The sequence below is a fragment of the Pseudarthrobacter sulfonivorans genome (assembly GCF_014712225.1).
In the GTDB taxonomy this organism is placed as follows: Bacteria; Actinomycetota; Actinomycetes; order Actinomycetales; family Micrococcaceae; genus Arthrobacter; species Arthrobacter sulfonivorans.
Genome location: NZ_JACXBW010000001.1, coordinates 49,890 through 66,286, shown reverse-complemented (window position 1 = coordinate 66,286; position 16,397 = coordinate 49,890). Strand labels below are relative to the sequence as shown.

The window sequence follows — 16,397 nt, the reverse complement described above, 5'->3', positions numbered from 1 at the left end:
CAAAGACGAGAGAAGGAAAGCAATGGAAGCCAAGGCAATTGCGCGTCACATCCGCGTAACGCCTATGAAGGCCCGGCGCGTCGTCAACCTTGTTCGTGGTAAGCAAGCGAATGAGGCTCTGGCAATTCTGAAGTTTGCCCCGCAGGCAGCTTCAGAGCCGGTATTCAAGGTAGTTCAGTCGGCAATCTCCAACGCCCGGGTCCTCGCGGACCGCGACGGCGTTGCGTTTGACGAAGGTGACCTCATCATCAGCGAAGCGTTTGTTGATGAAGGCCCGACCATGAAGCGGTTCCAGCCGCGCGCCCAGGGTCGTGCATTTCAGATCAAGAAGCGCACGAGCCACATCACCGTGGTAGTCGCTACCCCGGAGAAAGAGGAGGCTCGCTAAGTGGGACAGAAAGTTAACCCGCACGGGTTCCGACTCGGCATCACCACCGATCACGTATCGCACTGGTTTGCTGACAGCACCAAGGCCGGACAGCGGTACAAGGACTTCGTTCGCGAAGACATCCGTATCCGCCAGCTCATGTCCACGGGCATGGAGCGCGCCGGCATCGCCAAGGTTGAGATCGAGCGCACCCGTGACCGTGTCCGCGTGGATATCCACACGGCACGTCCCGGCATCGTTATCGGCCGCCGCGGCGCTGAAGCAGACCGCATCCGCGGCGAGCTTGAGAAGCTCACGGGCAAGCAGGTTCAGCTGAACATCCTCGAGGTCAAGAACCCCGAGATGGAAGCTCAGCTTGTTGCCCAGGGCGTTGCTGAGCAGCTGACTTCCCGCGTGGCTTTCCGCCGTGCGATGAAGAAGGCCATGCAGTCCGCGCAGCGTGCAGGTGCCAAGGGCATCCGTATCGCCTGCTCCGGTCGACTGGGCGGCGCTGAAATGTCCCGCTCGGAGTTCTACCGCGAAGGCCGTGTGCCCCTGCACACCCTCCGCGCGAACATCGACTACGGCTTCTACGAGGCCAAGACCACCTTCGGCCGCATCGGCGTGAAGGTCTGGATCTACAAGGGTGACGTCACCGCCAAGGAACTGGCTCAGCAGGCAGCTGCTGCTCCGTCCCGCGGCCGCGGCCCCAGCGATCGCCCGGGCCGCCCGGGTGGCGCTGACCGTGGTGACCGCCGTCGTCGTACCGACCGTCCGGCAGCAGAGGCAGCTCCGGCTGCCGAGGCTCCGGCAGTTGAGGCTGCACCCGCTGCAGTAGAAGGAGGACAGGCTTAAATGCTTATCCCACGTCGAGTCAAGCACCGTAAGCAGCACCACCCGGGTCGTTCCGGCGCTGCTACGGGCGGCACCAAGGTCTCCTTCGGTGAGTACGGTATCCAGGCCCTGAGCCCGGCATACGTAACCAACCGTCAGATCGAGTCTGCCCGTATCGCGATGACCCGCCACATCAAGCGTGGCGGCAAGGTCTGGATCAACATTTACCCGGACCGTCCGATCACGAAGAAGCCTGCCGAAACCCGCATGGGTTCCGGTAAGGGTTCGCCGGAGTGGTGGGTCGCTAACGTCAAGCCGGGACGGGTTCTCTTTGAGATCTCCGGCGTCGAAGAATCGGTAGCTCGCGAGGCCCTGCGCCTGGCAATCCACAAGCTCCCGTTGAAGGCACGCATTTTGCGTCGCGAAGGTGGTGAATAGAAATGGCAGTAGGATCCAAGGAACTTGCATCCGCACAGCTGGACACGTTCGACAACGAGCGCCTCGTTGAAGAACTCCGTAAGGCTAAGGAAGAGCTGTTCAACCTGCGTTTCCAGTCCGCCACCGGTCAGCTGGAGAACCACGGTCGTCTGCGCGCGGTAAAGAAGGACATCGCACGCATCTACACCGTTCTCCGTGAGCGCGAGCTGGGCATTCGTGCCGAGGTTGCCGCACCGGTTGTGGAAGCCAAGGAAGAGAAGAAGTCCAAGAAGGCTGCAACCAAGAAGGCCGAAAAGGCTGAAACGGTTGAGACCGAGGAGGATGCCAAGTGACTGAAAAGGACGAGAACGTGACGGAAACTGTTTCCGCGGCAGCTACCGCTGCCGAGCGCGGTGACCGTAAGACGAAGCGCGGCTACGTGGTCTCGGACAAGATGGAAAAGACCATCGTTGTCCAGGTTGAGGACCGCGTGAAGCACGCCCTTTACGGCAAGGTCATCCGCCGCAACACCAAGATCAAGGCTCACGACGAAGAGAACAGCGCCGGCATCGGCGACCTCGTTCTCCTCGCCGAGACCCGCCCGCTGTCCGCTACTAAGCGGTGGCGCCTGGTCGAGATCCTCGAAAAGGCCAAGTAACACCCCGCAGCCTGCTTGCAGGTCCTGCCCTGGAAACCCCCGTTCCCTTTTTGGGAGCGGGGGTTTCCTCGCATTGCGGGGGAGTGGCACCGTCGGTGGGCCGAAAGCGTGCCGTGCGCGCCGCCGTCGTCCGCCCCGCCTGGAACGCTCTCTCACTTAACGCAGGTTTTCGGGGTACGCTCTCTCACTTTCTTGAGGAGAGTGAGAGAGCGTCGGTTGAAAACCCGCATTAAGTGATAGAGCGTCCGGCAGTGGGAACGTCCGGGGGGGCGGAGAGTGGGCGGGCAGGAGCCCGACGGCGGTGGCGCGGGTTTGTGGGGAGCGGCACCCGCGGCGGGCCGAAAGCGTGCCGTGCGCGCCGCCGTCGTCCGCCCCGTCTGGAACGCTCTCTCAGTTAACGCAGGTTTTCGGGGTACGCTCTCTCACTTTCTTGAGGAGAGTGAGAGAGCGTTGGTTGAAAACCCGCATTAAGTGATAGAGCGTCCGGCAGTGGGAGCGTCCGGGGGGAGGAGGGTGGGCGGGCAGGAGCCCGACGGCGGTGGCGCGGGTTTACGGGGAGCGGCACCCGCGGCGGGCCGAAAGCGTGCCGCGCGCGCCGCCGTCGCGCGTTCCCCTGTGAGGCAGCCGGGGAGTGGGCACGGACTGCCGGGGTGTGATATGGGAGATGGCCCAAACTGTGCTAAGATTTTGAGTTTGTATGGCGCCGTTCGTGCGCCAACATCAACCTCGTAAACAATCGTGCCACGGCATAGTGCCCCCTAGCGCTTCGGACCTGTCCGAAACCGCCTGGGAAGCAAATGTTTTTGGCACGGGAGTTTAGGCCTGGTCTGGCAAAATCCAGGCAGGTCAAGAGACACCCCGATCAACCGTTCCGCAAGGCTCATTCCGTAGGAAGATTTTCGGTCTGAGAACCGGCGCGACGCAAGGAGTAAATAGTGATTCAGCAGGAGTCGCGACTCAAGGTCGCCGACAACACGGGTGCTAAGGAAATCCTTACCATTCGCGTTCTCGGTGGATCTGGCCGTCGCTACGCAGGCATTGGCGACGTCATCGTCGCTACCGTCAAGGACGCAATTCCGGGCGGCAACGTAAAGAAGGGCGATGTTGTCAAGGCAGTCATCGTCCGTACCAAGAAGGAACGCCGCCGTGCGGATGGTTCCTACATCAAGTTTGACGAGAACGCAGCTGTGATCCTGAAGGCTGACGGTGACCCCCGCGGTACCCGTATCTTCGGACCGGTTGGTCGTGAACTCCGTGACAAGAAGTTCATGAAGATCGTTTCTCTGGCTCCGGAGGTGCTCTAGTCCATGGCTAAGATCAAAAAGGGTGACCTCGTTCAGGTCATCACTGGCGCCAAGGCTGAGCGCGGCGGCGACAAGGGTAAGCAGGGCAAGGTTCTGCGCGTATTCCCCGAGACCAACCGCGTGTTGGTTGAAGGCATTAACCGCGTAACCAAGCACACCAAGGTCGGTCAGTCGCAGCGCGGCACCAAGACCGGTGGCATCGAGGTCGTCGAAGCCTCGATCCACATCTCCAACGTGGCTCTGGTTGACCCGTCCACCAAGAAGCCCACCCGCGTCGGTTTCCGCACCGAGACCGTTGAGCGCGATGGCGTGAAGCGCGAAGTGCGTGTACGCGTGGCCAAGAGCTCCGGGAAGGACATCTAATGACTGAGACTCTCGAGACTCCGGCAGCGAAGATCGTTCCTCGTCTGAAGACAAAGTACGCCGATTCCATCAAGAGCACGCTCGTTGAGGAATTCAAGTACACCAACGTCAACCAGGTTCCCCGCCTGGTGAAGGTCGTTGTGAACATGGGTGTTGGAGATGCCGCTAAGGACTCCAAGCTGATCGACGGCGCTGTCCGCGATCTGACCCTGATCACCGGCCAGAAGCCGCAGGTAACCAAGGCCCGCAAGTCGATCGCACAGTTCAAGCTGCGCGAAGGCATGCCCATCGGCGCACACGCAACTCTGCGTGGAGACCGCATGTGGGAATTCCTGGATCGTCTGGTCACGCTGGCTCTGCCCCGTATCCGCGACTTCCGCGGCCTCAGTGGCAAGCAGTTCGACGGCAATGGCAACTACACCTTCGGTCTGACCGAGCAGGTTATGTTCCACGAAATCGACCAGGATTCCATCGACCGCACCCGCGGCATGGACATCACGGTTGTCACCACTGCCAAGACCGATGACGAAGGCCGCGCGCTGCTTAAGGCGCTTGGTTTCCCGTTCAAGGCCGAAGACTAATCTAACTACGTAACAGGTCCTTCGGTGCAGCCTGCAGTTCCTGCAGAGGCCGGACCGAGGAAACCGTTATGAGGAAGGGCAAGAGCCCACCATGACAATGACAGATCCTGTCGCAGACATGCTTACGCGTCTGCGCAATGCAAACTCGGCATACCACGATTCCGTGACCATGCCGTACAGCAAGCTCAAGGCACGCGTTGCCGACATCCTGAAGGCCGAAGGTTACATCGCCTCCTGGAAAGAAGAAGACGCTGAGGTTGGCAAGAAGCTGACCCTCGAGCTCAAGTTCGGTCCGAACCGCGAGCGTTCAATCGCTGGCGTTCGTCGTATTTCCAAGCCGGGCCTGCGTGTTTACGCAAAGTCCACCAACCTCCCGCACGTGCTCGGTGGCCTGGGTGTCGCAATCCTGTCCACCTCTTCCGGCCTCTTGACTGATAAGCAAGCCGGCAAGAAGGGCGTGGGCGGCGAAGTCCTCGCCTACGTCTGGTAACGGGAAAGGAAGAGAATAATGTCACGTATTGGACGTCTCCCCATCACCGTTCCCGCCGGCGTTGAGGTCAAGGTTGACGGCTCTGTCGTCAGCGTCAAGGGTGCCAAAGGCGAGCTGAACCACACTGTGGCCAGCCCGATCGAGGTTTCCCTGGAAGCAGAGACCCTGACTGTCGCCCGCCCGAACGACGAGCGCGCCTCCCGTTCACTCCACGGCCTGACCCGCACCCTGATCTCGAACATGATCGAGGGCGTTACCAAGGGCTACGAGAAGAAGCTTGAAATCGTTGGTACTGGTTACCGCGTTCAGGCCAAGGGATCTGACCTTGAGTTCGCTCTCGGCTACAGCCACCCGGTAAATGTCACCGCACCGGACGGCATCACCTTTGCAGTTGAGACCCCGACCAAGCTCTCTGTTTCAGGTATCAACAAGCAGCAGGTCGGCGAGGTTGCTGCCAACATTCGCAAGCTGCGGAAGCCGGACCCCTATAAGGGCAAGGGCATTCGCTACGCAGGCGAAGTCATCCGCCGCAAGGTCGGAAAGGCTGGTAAGTAACCATGGCCATCTCAATTAACAAAAAGCGTACGAACAAGAGCAAGTCTGCCGCGCGCAGCCGCCGCCAGCTTCGTATCCGCAAGCGCATCTCCGGTACGGCTGTACGTCCTCGTCTGGTCGTCAACCGTTCCGCACGCCACGTATTCGTCCAGGTTGTCGATGACACCAAGGGCCTGACCGTAGCAAGCGCCTCCACCTTGGAAGCCGACCTTCGTGCATTTGAAGGCGACAAGACCGCCAAGGCCAAGCGCGTTGGCGAGCTCGTTGCCGAGCGTGCGAAGGCTGCCGGTATCGAAGCAGTTGTCTTCGACCGCGGTGGTAACAAGTACCACGGCCGGATCGCTGCTGTCGCTGACGGCGCACGTGAAGGTGGGCTGTCACTGTGACGGAAGCAAACAACGAAAAGGACACTGTGTCTGCAGATCAGAAGGCGACTGACGCCGTAGCTGCTCCGGCCACTGAGACCACTGCTCCCGCAGCCGCTGCTGACGACCGCCGTGGCGGCGCTCGTCGTGGCGAGCGTGGAGACCGTGGCCAGGGCCGCGGCGACCGTGGTGGCCGTGGCGGCCGCGACGGCGGCCGTGAAGCTGAGAAGAGCCAGTTCATAGAACGCGTTGTCACCATCAACCGCGTTTCCAAGGTGGTCAAGGGTGGTCGTCGCTTCAGCTTCACCGCTCTGGTCGTCGTTGGTGACGGTAACGGCATGGTCGGCGTTGGCTACGGCAAGGCTAAGGAAGTTCCTGCCGCAATCGCGAAGGGCGTGGAAGAGGCCAAAAAGTCCTTCTTCCGCGTTCCCCGCATCGGCAACACCATCCCGCACCGCGTTCAGGGTGAGGCCGCTGCAGGCGTCGTAATGCTGCGTCCGGCTTCCGCCGGTACCGGTGTTATCGCCGGTGGCCCGGTCCGTGCAGTACTGGAGTGCGTGGGCATCCACGACATCCTCTCCAAGTCGCTGGGCTCCGCAAACGCCATCAACATCGTTCACGCGACGGTTGCTGCCCTGAAGCAGCTCGAAGAGCCGGCGGCAGTGGCAGCACGCCGCGGCCTGCCCCTCGACGAGGTTGCTCCGCCGGCAATGGTGAAGGCAATCCTGAACCAGAAGGCGGGTGTCTAAGTCATGGCTAAGAACCTGATTCCCTCCGACTCCCAGTTGGAGATCACTCAGATCAAGTCCGTCATTGGCGGCAAGCAGAACCAGCGCGACACCCTTCGGTCCCTCGGCCTGAAGCGGATCGGACACACCGTTGTCCGCACCGCCGACGCCGTGACCGTTGGAATGCTCAACACGGTTCCGCACCTGGTAAAGGTAGAGGAGGCGAAGTAAATGGCAGAGAAAAACACTGCTGAGAAGGCACAGAGCGCGACTGCTGAGAAGCAGAATGCTCTGAAGGTCCACCACCTGCGTCCCGCCCCGGGTGCCAAGACCGCCAAGACCCGCGTTGGTCGTGGTGAAGGTTCCAAGGGTAAGACCGCTGGTCGCGGTACCAAGGGTACGAAGGCCCGCTACCAGATCAAGGCTGGCTTTGCCGGCGGCCAGTTGCCGCTGCACATGCGCCTGCCGAAGCTGCGCGGCTTCAAGAACCCGTTCCGCGTTGAGTTCCAGGTCGTAAACCTGGACAAGCTCAACGAGCTGTTCCCCGAAGGTGGCGCTGTCACCGTGGAGAACCTGGTCGAAAAGGGTGCCGTTCGCAAGAACCAGCCCGTCAAGGTGCTGGGCACCGGCGACATCACCGTCAAGGTTGACGTCACCGCCCACGCATTCTCGGCCAGCGCCGCGGAAAAGATTGCTGCAGCAGGCGGAAGCACCACCGCTCTCTAGAGACGGTGGGCGGAAGCCCGTTGTAAACTCCCGGCGTGCAGGACCCCAGGGCCCTGCACGCCGGGAGTTTTTTCGCATCCGCCCGCCGAGTAATTCCTGCCGCCCGTCGCGCGGTTGGCCCTGCGGATTATTCGCATGGCCAATCCACCCGTTAGACTCGGTTGTTGGGATTATTGACCCCCATCACACCACGCTTATTAACAACACAGGAGGACGCTTGCTTAGCGCATTTGGCCGGGCCTTTCGCACGCCTGATCTGCGACGCAAGTTGTTGTTCACGCTGGCAATCATCACAATCTTCCGCTTGGGTGCCTTCATTCCCTCGCCTGGTGTGAACTACCAGAATGTCCAGCAATGCTTGCAGAACGGTCAGACGGCAGGCGGGCTCTACCAGCTCGTCAACCTGTTCAGCGGCGGTGCCTTGCTTCAGGTGTCCATCTTCGCCCTGGGCATCATGCCGTACATTACGGCCAGCATCATCGTGCAGCTGCTCCGGGTGGTTATTCCCCGGTTCCAGGAACTGTACGAGGAGGGCGCCTCCGGGCAGTCCAAACTCACGCAGTACACGCGCTACCTCACCATCGCCCTGGGCCTCCTGAACGCAACGACACTGGTGTCGCTGGCACGTTCAGGCCAGCTGCTCCCGGGCTGTGCACTGCCGATCATCCCCGACAGCAGCATCATCACCACCATCCTGCTGATCATCACCCTCACCGCAGGTACCGGGCTCATCATGTGGATGGGCGAGCTTGTCACGGAAAAGGGTGTGGGCAACGGCATGTCGCTGCTCATCTTCACCTCCATCGCGGCGCAGTTCCCCACCTCGCTCGGTGCCATCTGGACCTCGCAGGGACCGGGCACCTTCTTCCTGGTCCTCGCCATCGGGCTGGTGACCGTGGCCCTGGTGGTATTCGTGGAGCAGTCCCAGCGCCGCGTTCCGGTGCAGTATGCCAAGCGCATGATCGGACGCCGCACCGTGGGCGGTACCAGCACCTATATCCCCATCAAGGTGAACATGGCTGGCGTGATCCCCGTGATCTTCGCTTCCTCCATGCTTTACCTGCCGGGGCTGATCTCACAGTTCAACCAGCCCAAGCCCGGCGAGCAGCTTCAGCCATGGGTTGAGTGGATCAACAACAACCTGACCCGAGGAGACCACCCGATCTATATGGCGCTGTACTTCGCCATGATCGTGTTCTTCACCTACTTCTACGTCGCGATCACCTTCAACCCTGAAGAGGTCTCCGACAATATGAAGAAGTACGGCGGCTTCATCCCGGGTATCCGCGCCGGTAAACCGACGGCGGACTACCTGCAGTACGTACTCTCACGGATCACGCTGCCCGGCGCCATCTACCTGGGCTTCGTGGCGCTGATTCCGCTGATTGCACTGGTACTGATCAACGCGAACCAGAACTTCCCGTTCGGTGGCACCTCGATCCTGATCATGGTGGGCGTTGGCCTTGAAACCGTCAAGCAAATAGATGCGCAACTACAGCAACGTCACTACGAAGGGCTATTGCGATGACCAAAATGTTGATTATTGGGCCACCCGGCTCCGGTAAAGGAACCCAAGCGGAACGTATCTCCGAACGCCTCGGTGTTGTGGCGATCTCGACCGGCGATATCTTCCGCGCCAATGTGAAGGGCGAAACGCCCCTTGGCATCGAAGCCAAGAAGTACATGGATGCCGGCGACTTCGTTCCGGACAGCGTGACCAACAAAATGGTCCGCGACCGCCTCAGCGAGTCCGACGTCGAAAACGGCTTCCTCCTGGACGGCTACCCGCGCACCACCGCGCAGGTGGACTACCTCGACGGGATCCTCGCCACCAGCGAAGAAAAGCTCGACGTCGTCCTGCAGCTGACTGCCGACGACGAAGAACTCGTAGCGCGGCTCCTGGGCCGTGCCAAGGAAACCGGCCGGAGCGACGACAACGAAGCCGTGATCCGCCACCGGCTGGACCTGTACCACGAGCAGACCGAAGCAGTTGTCGCGAAGTATGCCGAACGCGGCATCCTGACCCAGGTTGACGGCATCGGCGGCATCGACGAGGTCACCGACCGCGTCATGGAGGCCATCAAGGCGGCCCAGACCGCCTGAGCCAGGCAAACAAGTTATTCGAGGCTCCTCCCGGAATCCGGGAGGAGCCTCAGCCATTGAGAGGACACACCATGGCCTTCGGCCAGCCCCGTATCGAATACAAAACCAACGCCCAGATGCGCACCATGCACGAGGCCGGCCTGGTCCTGAGCCGTGCACTGGATGCCGCCGTCGCCGCCGCCGTTCCCGGCGTCACCACCAAGCACCTGGATGACGTCTTCGCCGCAGTGCTGAACGAGGCCGGTGCCAAGTCCAACTTCCTCGGCTACCACGGCTTCCCCGCCACCGTCTGCACGTCCGTGAACGAGGAAGTTGTCCACGGCATCCCCGGCAGCAAGGTCCTCAACGACGGCGACATCATCTCGATCGACGGCGGCGCGATTGTTGACGGCTGGCACTCGGACTCCGCCCGGACGGTAATCGTCGGCACAGCCGATCCCGAAGACCAGCGGCTCTCCGACGTCACGCAGGCCGCCATGTGGCACGGCATCGCGGCGCTTGCCAAGAGAGGCCACGTGGGCGACGTCGGCGCCGCCATCGACGACTACGTCTCCTCCGTCCCGGGCAAGCCGCTGGGCATCCTGGAAGACTACGTTGGCCACGGCATCGGTTCCGAAATGCACATGGCACCGGATGTCCTGAACTACCGGACCAGCCACCGCGGCCCCAAGGTCAAGGCCGGCCTGTGCCTGGCCATTGAGCCCATGCTGGTCCGCGGCAGCATCGACACCGCAGTCCTGGCGGATGACTGGACCGTGGTGACCACCGACGGCAAGCGCTCCTGCCAGTGGGAACACTCCGTGGCCGTCCATGACCGGGGGATCTGGGTGCTGTCCGCGCCCGACGGCGGCGCGGAGCACCTTGTGCCCCTGGGGGTTACGCCCGTGCCGATCCCGTAACCCAGCGCTTAACCCAACTGGGTCGCAGCAGATGTCTTTATGAGCGGTCATAACGACATTAACTGCGACCCAGTTGGGTTTAAGGCCGGGGGTGGGGTGCCCCCGCGGCCGGCGGGGGCTGGCGCGGTGGGTCAGGCCTTGAGCTTGGGCTTGACGTCCTTGGTGTAGATTCCCTGGAGCGTTGCCTTGAGCTCGGCCATGGTGGCCTTCACGTCGCCCTCCTGCGTCAGGATCTTGGCGGCAGCCTTGGCCATCTCCTGGTCGGCGCCGGGCAGGAACGCGCGGGCGTTGTCCTGGACCTTGGTGACGGCGAGCTGGTCCATGGCGATCTTGATCTGCGGGGTCTGGGCCAGCACCGCGGTCATGTCGGCGGAGGTCCGGGTAGGCATGTAACCGGTGGCCGCCGAGAAGGCTGCGGTGTTTTCCGGCTCGGTCATGAACTGCAGGAACATCGCTGCCGCCAGCTGTTCTTCCTTGGTGACGCCGCTGGGGATGCCCAGGCCCGCGCCGCCGGTGGGGCACACGCCGGTCTTCTCCTTGGAGCCGCCCGGCATAAAGCCGACGCCCACATTGAACTTGGCGGACTTCAGGATGCCGATCAACGATCCTGTGGAGGACAACGTGGCAGAAGCCAGGCCGGCGGCGAAGTCGTCGGCGGATTCCTTGGAGGAGACGCCCGCCCAGCTGTCCTTGTACACGGAGTCCTGCGCAGCCTGAAGTGCCGCCACGGACTCCGCTGAATCACAGGTGATGTCCCAGCCCTTGGACCAGCTGCCGCCTTCGCCCCACAGGTTGTTCTGCAGGGTCCAGCCCGCGTAACCGGCCAGGGCCGGGTGCATAAAGGCGTACTGGGCGCCCGAGGCTGCCTTGAGTTTGGGCGCCCAGCCCGCGAATTCCTGCCAGGTGGCTGGAGCACGGTCCGGCAGGCCTGCCGCGGCGAAGTGGTCCTTGTTGTAGTAGAACAGCGGGGTGGACCGGCCGTAGGGGAGCGCCCACTGCTTGCCGGCGTACTTGTAGTCGTCCACCAGCGACGTGCGGAAGTCAGCCAGCTTGATGTCCAGCTGCTTGACCAGCGAGTCGATGGGGATGATGCTCTCGTTCAGGTAGTAGCGGAACCACCAGACGTCGGAGAGGACCACCAGTGAGGGCAGGCCGGACTTGGCGGCCTGCGCGGTCTGGAACTTCTGCGCGATTTCCTCGTAGTTCGCGCCGGCTGTCACCAGGTTCACCTTGATGTCCGGGTACTTGGCGTGGAACTTCTCGATGATGCTCTTTTCCACGTCCTGTGACTTGCCGGGGTGGTTGGACCAGAAGTCTATGGACGCAGCCGGCTTGACGCCGCTGAAATCGATGTCAGCAGGGGCCGCCGCGGTGGCGCCGGGGGTGGTTGACGGACCCCCGCAGGCGGCCAGGGCTGCGGCTCCCGCCCCGGCTCCGGCCAGGGTGAGGAAAAACCGTCGATCAAGGGTGAACGTCATGGTGCTGCCTTTCGTTGGGTGCCTCGGTGATGCTGGATGCGGAGAATGGTATGGATGCCCGACGGCGGTGCGTACGGGAGGTGCCCAAGGGCGGCACCGGCCGCTAGCCGGTGACGCTGCCCTGGGTCAGTCCGGCGACGATGTAGCGCTGGAGCATGGCGAAGATGAGGAGGATGGGGATGATCACCAGAACCGCGCCGGCCATCATGATTCCCCAGCCGGCGCCGTTGCCCTCGGAGTTCTGCAGGAGCGTCAGCCCCACCGGCAGGGTCATGCTTTCGGGTTTGTCCGTGATGATCAGCGGCCAGATGTACTCGTTCCATTCGCTGACCACGGTCACCAGGGCAACCGTCGCGATCGAGGGAACGGACACCGGCACCACGATCTGCCAGAGCCGCCGCCAGTGGCCGGCGCCGTCGATCTCGGCCGATTCGAGGATGGAACCGGGGAGCGTGAGGAAGTGCTGGCGGAGCAGGAATGTGCCGAAGGCCGTGCCCAGGCCGGGCAGGATGATGCCCCACAAAGTGTTCTTGCCGCCCATCCCGGCGATCAGGATGTAGTTGGGCAGGATGGACACCTGGGCCGGGACCATCAGGGCCACGAGGATCAGGATGAAGATCAGGTTTTTGAACGGAAAACGCACGAACACCAGCGCGTAGGCGGTCAGCAGGGCAAGGATCACCTTGATGCCGGAGCCCACCACGGTGACGATGGTGCTGTTGAGGAAGAACTGCCCGAACGGCACCGTGGTCATGGCCACCCGGTAGTTTTCCGGGTCCAGGGCGGCCGGGAGCACCTGCAGATCCAGGGTGACGATTTCGCCCGGCTGCTTGAAGGAGCTCAGCACCATCCACAGCAGGGGCAGGAAGACGACCAGGACGGCGACGGCCAGCGGCACGTAGCCGCCAACCAGTGTCTGCAGCAGATTGGCACGGGAGAACGGCCGCGCGCGGGGCGGGGCGGCGTCGGGCGTTGAACTGTCCGGTGTTGAACTGCCCGGTGTTGAACCGTCCGGGACGACGGCGGGGGCGGGAGCGCTCACGAGTAGTGCACCTTCTTTTCGATGAACCGCAGCTGCAGCACCGTGATGACCAGCAGGATGACAAAGAGGACCACCGAGATCGCGGCGGAGTAGCCGGCGCGGTTGTAGGCGCCGAAGGCCTGCAGATAGGCCTCGTAGATGAGGGTGCTGGTGCCGGCGCCAAGGGGCGTCATGATCCGGATGAGGTCGAAGGCCTGCAGCGAGCTGAGCATGGTGGTGATCAGCAGGAAGAACGTGGTGGGGGACAGGAGCGGCAGCGACATGCTGACGAAGCGGCGGAAACTGCCGGCACCGTCGAGCGAGGCGGCCTCCATCACGTCCTGCGGCAGCGACTGCAGCCCGGCGAGGAACACCACGGCGCAGTAGCCGAGGTTTTTCCAGACGTACACGATGATGACCATCACCAGGGAGAGCTGCGGATCGTTGATCCATTGCGGGCTCTGCTGGCCGACCCCCCGGAGGATCCAGGCCAGCACACCGTAGCCGGGGTCGAAGATGAACAGCCACACCAGGCCCACGCCCACGCCGGACAGCACATACGGCGCGAAGACGGCAGACCGGGCGAACGTTGTGCCGCGGACCTTGGAGTTCAATGCCAGGGCGATGAGCAGGCCCAGCACCATGGAGCCGCCCACGGTCGCGGCGGTGAACACCGCGGTGGTGCGGAGGACCCGGCCGGCATCGGCGCTGGTGAAGAACGTGACGTAGTTTTCGAGCCCGACGACGGCGGCTGAGGCGGATCCGAGCGTCCAGTTCAGTGTGGAGTAGTAGATGTTGTTGATCAGCGGGAGATACGTGAAGACCGCGATGAGCAGCAGGTTCGGCAGGGCCAGTGCGAGGAAGACGACGAAGTCCCGGAGGGAGCGGGTTGACCAGCGCTTCCGGTTCTGCGGAACCGGGCGGCTCTGGGGCATTGTCCTGCCGGTGGCCGCAGGCGCGGAAGTGCCGGGCTTGGCCGTGAGCTGTGGAGTCATGGATCTCAATCAGGAGGCCTGCTGTGGCAGGGCTGGGGACGGATTTGAGATCACTCCATCACATCGTCGGGGGTGGTCAGGACCAGATTCGGGCCCGCGACGGATTGTTAGCCGAGCCTTCCGGACCTGTTCACGAACCGTTCGGATTGCGGGCGGCGAACCTGGAGCCGCCGAGGCGAATCGGCTTTCCCGATGCGCATAGTCCCTCCCGAGGCGCATATTCCTTTTCGCTACCGAAATATGGGGAGCGAAAAGGAAAATGCGCGTCGCCAACAATTTTGCGCGTCGCGAAGCGGATGCCCGGTGACGAGCGCAGGGCACAATGGAGGCCATGGGAGCCATTACCGACGTACCGGGAATCCGGGTGGGGCACGTGCAGAAGACCGACGACGGCTGGCTGACCGGGGTGACGGTGGTGCTGCCGCCGCCGGGGACAGTGGGTTCCGTTGACGTCCGCGGCGGAGGGCCGGCGACGTCTGAGACGGATGCTTTGGACCCCACCACCATGTCCCAGCGGGTGGACGCGGTAGTGCTTACCGGCGGAAGCGCCTATGGCCTGGTCACCGCACGCGGGGCTCAGCGCTGGTGCGAGGAGGACGGCCGGGGATTCGCAGTGCCCGGCGGCCTCGTTCCGATCGTACCGGCCGCCGCCATCTTCGATCTGGGTCGCGGCGGCGACTTTTCGGCCCGGCCCGATGAGGAAATGGGCTATGCGGCAACCGCCGCCGCTGCCGCCCGAAAGGAACGTCACGACGTCGAACGCGGCAACGTGGGGGCCGGCACCGGTGCAGTCCTCGGCCGCGGCCAATTCAAAGGGGGAGTGGGGACCGCCTCGGTCACGCTCGAGAACGGCGTCGTTGTCGGGGCACTGGCGGTAGTGAACGCCGTGGGGTTGCCTTTTGGCACATCGCAGAAGCAGGCGGAGCCCGGCAGCGTGCGTCTAAGCGACGAAGGAGCGAGCACGCCGAGGGTTTCGGCTGCTGCGGCGAAAGGCGGGCGCGGAACGGCACCGGAAGTTCCGCCGCTCAACACAACCCTCGTCGTCGTCGCTACCAATGCTGTCCTGAGCAAGGCCGACTGCAAAAGGACGGCCTCGGCGGCGCATGCCGGCCTGGCCCGGGCGCTCAACCCGAGCCATACGTTGGCTGACGGGGACACAGTCTTTTGTTTGGCTACTGGTGAGGTGCCCTTGGACCGGAGTACTGAAACGGCCCGGCAGATAAGTCTCATCACGCTCCAGAGTGCGGCAGCCGACGTCGTACGTTTGGCCATTCTCGATGGCGTGCTGAGCGCGGAGGCAGTGAGCACTCCCGCCGGGGAATATGGTGCGTACAGGGCGGAGTAGGTTACTATGCCCGATTTAACATTTGCCGGGAAAAAGGGTAGTGTTGCTTGTTGGTTGTCTGCCCTGCTGTGCCCTGTTTGGGGCCTGAGGTGATAACCGATCCAACAAAAACGTTCGTGGTCATGTCCGGTGCAATCCGGCGGGCTGCGGCAACAACAGTTAGCGGAGGGTATGGCCAAGAAGGACGGGGTCATTGAGATCGAAGGCGTTGTGACTGAGGCGCTGCCTAACGCGATGTTTCGCGTTGAGCTGACCAACAAGCACATCGTACTCGCGCATATCTCAGGCAAGATGCGCCAGCACTACATCCGGATTCTCCCTGAGGACCGCGTAGTGGTGGAACTGAGCCCGTATGACCTCACTCGGGGTCGTATCGTCTACCGCTACAAGTAAATTCTGGGCGGCCTCAGCACGGCCGCTCCAGTGATCAACTGCCACACGCAAAGGAATGCCATGAAGGTCAAGCCGAGCGTCAAGCAGATCTGCGAAAAGTGCAAAGTGATCCGCCGTAATGGCCGGGTCATGGTGATCTGCGAGAACCCGCGCCACAAGCAGCGTCAGGGCTAATTTCCCTCTTCTGAAGGAAACCCTGGGTTGCTAACCCACGCAAGTAAATAAAGGCAGCACAAGCTGAATTGGGACGCATGAGCCCGGACAGCTAACCCCCGGTCGGAGGCTGGGGCCGCACAGAACGTGCGGGTGTACTGCCTACGACCTCCGGTTTATTCAAGGAGTACTGCCAATATGGCTCGTCTCGCTGGCGTAGACATTCCCCGCGAAAAGCGGTTGGAAATTGCGCTCACTTACATCTACGGCGTGGGCAAGACCCGTGCACACGAAACCCTGGCTGCCACTGGCATCAGCGCTGACGTCCGCGTTAAGGACCTCACCGACGCCCAGCTGGTTGAACTGCGTGATTACATCGAAGGCAACTACAAGGTTGAGGGTGACCTTCGCCGCGAAGTAGCAGCTGATATCCGCCGCAAGGTTGAAATCGGCAGCTACGAAGGTATTCGCCACCGTAAGGGCCTGCCCGTCCGCGGGCAGCGTACGAAGACCAACGCTCGTACCCGCAAGGGCCCGAAGCGCACCGTCGCAGGCAAGAAGAAGGCCCGTTAAATCCTTCGGGATTTACACGGCTTTCCCCGATAACTTTCTGTAGGAGAAA

At 62.4% G+C, this 16,397-nt stretch carries 24 protein-coding genes; 21 read left to right on the top strand and 3 right to left on the bottom strand.

Going from position 1 to position 16,397, the window contains the following annotated elements:
- The first annotated feature begins 22 nt into the window (after positions 1 to 22).
- The 17 genes from rplV to map all read left to right on the top strand — a co-directional run bounded on the left by rplV (position 23) and on the right by map (position 10,390).
- Positions 23 to 388, top strand: coding sequence for a 50S ribosomal protein L22 (rplV, locus tag IAQ70_RS00350; protein ID WP_003803798.1), 366 nt, complete (start codon positions 23 to 25; stop codon positions 386 to 388).
- Positions 389 to 1,222 carry a 30S ribosomal protein S3 gene (gene rpsC, locus IAQ70_RS00345; protein ID WP_190987322.1) on the top strand — a complete coding sequence of 278 codons (834 nt, stop codon included), beginning with the start codon at positions 389 to 391 and terminating at the stop codon, positions 1,220 to 1,222.
- Positions 1,223 to 1,639: a 50S ribosomal protein L16 gene (rplP, locus tag IAQ70_RS00340; RefSeq protein ID WP_190987321.1), complete on the top strand. Its 417-nt coding sequence runs from the start codon at positions 1,223 to 1,225 to the stop codon at positions 1,637 to 1,639.
- Between the two features lie 2 nt (positions 1,640 to 1,641).
- On the top strand, positions 1,642 to 1,971 hold the full coding sequence (gene rpmC / locus IAQ70_RS00335; RefSeq protein ID WP_066293285.1) for a 50S ribosomal protein L29: 330 nt from the start codon (positions 1,642 to 1,644) through the stop codon (positions 1,969 to 1,971).
- Positions 1,968 to 2,276, top strand: coding sequence for a 30S ribosomal protein S17 (rpsQ, locus tag IAQ70_RS00330; protein WP_190987320.1), 309 nt, complete (start codon positions 1,968 to 1,970; stop codon positions 2,274 to 2,276). Before rpmC ends, rpsQ begins: the two co-directional genes overlap by 4 nt.
- A gap of 935 nt (positions 2,277 to 3,211) precedes the next feature.
- Positions 3,212 to 3,580: a 50S ribosomal protein L14 gene (gene rplN, locus IAQ70_RS00325; RefSeq protein ID WP_024366126.1), complete on the top strand. Its 369-nt coding sequence runs from the start codon at positions 3,212 to 3,214 to the stop codon at positions 3,578 to 3,580.
- A 3-nt stretch (positions 3,581 to 3,583) separates the two neighbouring features.
- Positions 3,584 to 3,943, top strand: a complete 360-nt coding sequence (gene rplX / locus IAQ70_RS00320) for a 50S ribosomal protein L24 (RefSeq protein ID WP_024366125.1) — start codon at positions 3,584 to 3,586, stop codon at positions 3,941 to 3,943.
- The gene (gene rplE / locus IAQ70_RS00315) at positions 3,943 to 4,524 is read left to right on the top strand and encodes a 50S ribosomal protein L5 (protein WP_190987319.1); all 582 of its coding nucleotides are present in this window, start codon (positions 3,943 to 3,945) and stop codon (positions 4,522 to 4,524) included. Before rplX ends, rplE begins: the two co-directional genes overlap by 1 nt.
- Positions 4,525 to 4,615: 91 nt before the next feature.
- The gene (gene rpsH / locus IAQ70_RS00310) at positions 4,616 to 5,014 is read left to right on the top strand and encodes a 30S ribosomal protein S8 (RefSeq protein ID WP_018773673.1); all 399 of its coding nucleotides are present in this window, start codon (positions 4,616 to 4,618) and stop codon (positions 5,012 to 5,014) included.
- 18 nt (positions 5,015 to 5,032) lie between these two features.
- Positions 5,033 to 5,569: a 50S ribosomal protein L6 gene (gene rplF / locus IAQ70_RS00305; protein ID WP_056344361.1), complete on the top strand. Its 537-nt coding sequence runs from the start codon at positions 5,033 to 5,035 to the stop codon at positions 5,567 to 5,569.
- A gap of 2 nt (positions 5,570 to 5,571) precedes the next feature.
- Positions 5,572 to 5,955, top strand: coding sequence for a 50S ribosomal protein L18 (gene rplR, locus IAQ70_RS00300; protein ID WP_190987318.1), 384 nt, complete (start codon positions 5,572 to 5,574; stop codon positions 5,953 to 5,955).
- The gene (gene rpsE, locus IAQ70_RS00295) at positions 5,952 to 6,683 is read left to right on the top strand and encodes a 30S ribosomal protein S5 (protein WP_190987317.1); all 732 of its coding nucleotides are present in this window, start codon (positions 5,952 to 5,954) and stop codon (positions 6,681 to 6,683) included. Before rplR ends, rpsE begins: the two co-directional genes overlap by 4 nt.
- 3 nt (positions 6,684 to 6,686) lie before the next feature.
- Complete coding sequence (gene rpmD, locus IAQ70_RS00290) at positions 6,687 to 6,893, top strand: 50S ribosomal protein L30 (RefSeq protein ID WP_190987316.1); 207 nt, start codon at positions 6,687 to 6,689, stop codon at positions 6,891 to 6,893.
- Positions 6,894 to 7,388: a 50S ribosomal protein L15 gene (gene rplO, locus IAQ70_RS00285; protein ID WP_190987315.1), complete on the top strand. Its 495-nt coding sequence runs from the start codon at positions 6,894 to 6,896 to the stop codon at positions 7,386 to 7,388. It begins immediately after the preceding gene.
- Between the two features lie 217 nt (positions 7,389 to 7,605).
- Positions 7,606 to 8,916 carry a preprotein translocase subunit SecY gene (gene secY, locus IAQ70_RS00280; protein ID WP_190987314.1) on the top strand — a complete coding sequence of 437 codons (1,311 nt, stop codon included), beginning with the start codon at positions 7,606 to 7,608 and terminating at the stop codon, positions 8,914 to 8,916.
- 5 nt (positions 8,917 to 8,921) lie between these two features.
- A complete protein-coding gene (locus IAQ70_RS00275; RefSeq protein ID WP_190987670.1) occupies positions 8,922 to 9,491 on the top strand; it encodes an adenylate kinase in 570 nt (189 codons plus the stop codon).
- A gap of 71 nt (positions 9,492 to 9,562) precedes the next feature.
- Entirely contained in the window at positions 9,563 to 10,390 is an 828-nt protein-coding gene (gene map, locus IAQ70_RS00270; RefSeq protein ID WP_190987313.1) for a type I methionyl aminopeptidase, read from the top strand.
- Between the two features lie 131 nt (positions 10,391 to 10,521).
- Here map and IAQ70_RS00265 read toward each other — a convergent pair whose 3' ends face one another.
- The 3 genes from IAQ70_RS00265 to IAQ70_RS00255 all read right to left on the bottom strand — a co-directional run bounded on the left by IAQ70_RS00265 (position 10,522) and on the right by IAQ70_RS00255 (position 13,824).
- On the bottom strand, positions 10,522 to 11,868 hold the full coding sequence (locus IAQ70_RS00265) for an ABC transporter substrate-binding protein (protein ID WP_190987312.1): 1,347 nt from the start codon (positions 11,866 to 11,868) through the stop codon (positions 10,522 to 10,524).
- Between the two features lie 103 nt (positions 11,869 to 11,971).
- The gene (locus IAQ70_RS00260; RefSeq protein WP_190987311.1) at positions 11,972 to 12,910 is read right to left on the bottom strand and encodes a carbohydrate ABC transporter permease; all 939 of its coding nucleotides are present in this window, start codon (positions 12,908 to 12,910) and stop codon (positions 11,972 to 11,974) included.
- Complete coding sequence (locus IAQ70_RS00255) at positions 12,907 to 13,824, bottom strand: carbohydrate ABC transporter permease (RefSeq protein WP_223858640.1); 918 nt, start codon at positions 13,822 to 13,824, stop codon at positions 12,907 to 12,909. The genes IAQ70_RS00260 and IAQ70_RS00255 overlap by 4 nt, the downstream gene beginning before the upstream one ends.
- Before the next feature lie 391 nt (positions 13,825 to 14,215).
- Between IAQ70_RS00255 and IAQ70_RS00250 the strand changes: the two genes are divergently transcribed.
- The 4 genes from IAQ70_RS00250 (at position 14,216) to rpsM (ending at position 16,348) form a co-directional block, all read left to right on the top strand.
- A complete protein-coding gene (locus IAQ70_RS00250) occupies positions 14,216 to 15,229 on the top strand; it encodes a P1 family peptidase (protein ID WP_190987309.1) in 1,014 nt (337 codons plus the stop codon).
- A gap of 171 nt (positions 15,230 to 15,400) precedes the next feature.
- Entirely contained in the window at positions 15,401 to 15,622 is a 222-nt protein-coding gene (gene infA, locus IAQ70_RS00245) for a translation initiation factor IF-1 (protein WP_009358723.1), read from the top strand.
- 60 nt (positions 15,623 to 15,682) lie between these two features.
- Positions 15,683 to 15,796, top strand: a complete 114-nt coding sequence (rpmJ, locus tag IAQ70_RS00240) for a 50S ribosomal protein L36 (RefSeq protein WP_009358722.1) — start codon at positions 15,683 to 15,685, stop codon at positions 15,794 to 15,796.
- 177 nt (positions 15,797 to 15,973) lie between these two features.
- Positions 15,974 to 16,348, top strand: coding sequence for a 30S ribosomal protein S13 (rpsM, locus tag IAQ70_RS00235; RefSeq protein ID WP_028275004.1), 375 nt, complete (start codon positions 15,974 to 15,976; stop codon positions 16,346 to 16,348).
- Positions 16,349 to 16,397: the final 49 nt, after the last annotated feature.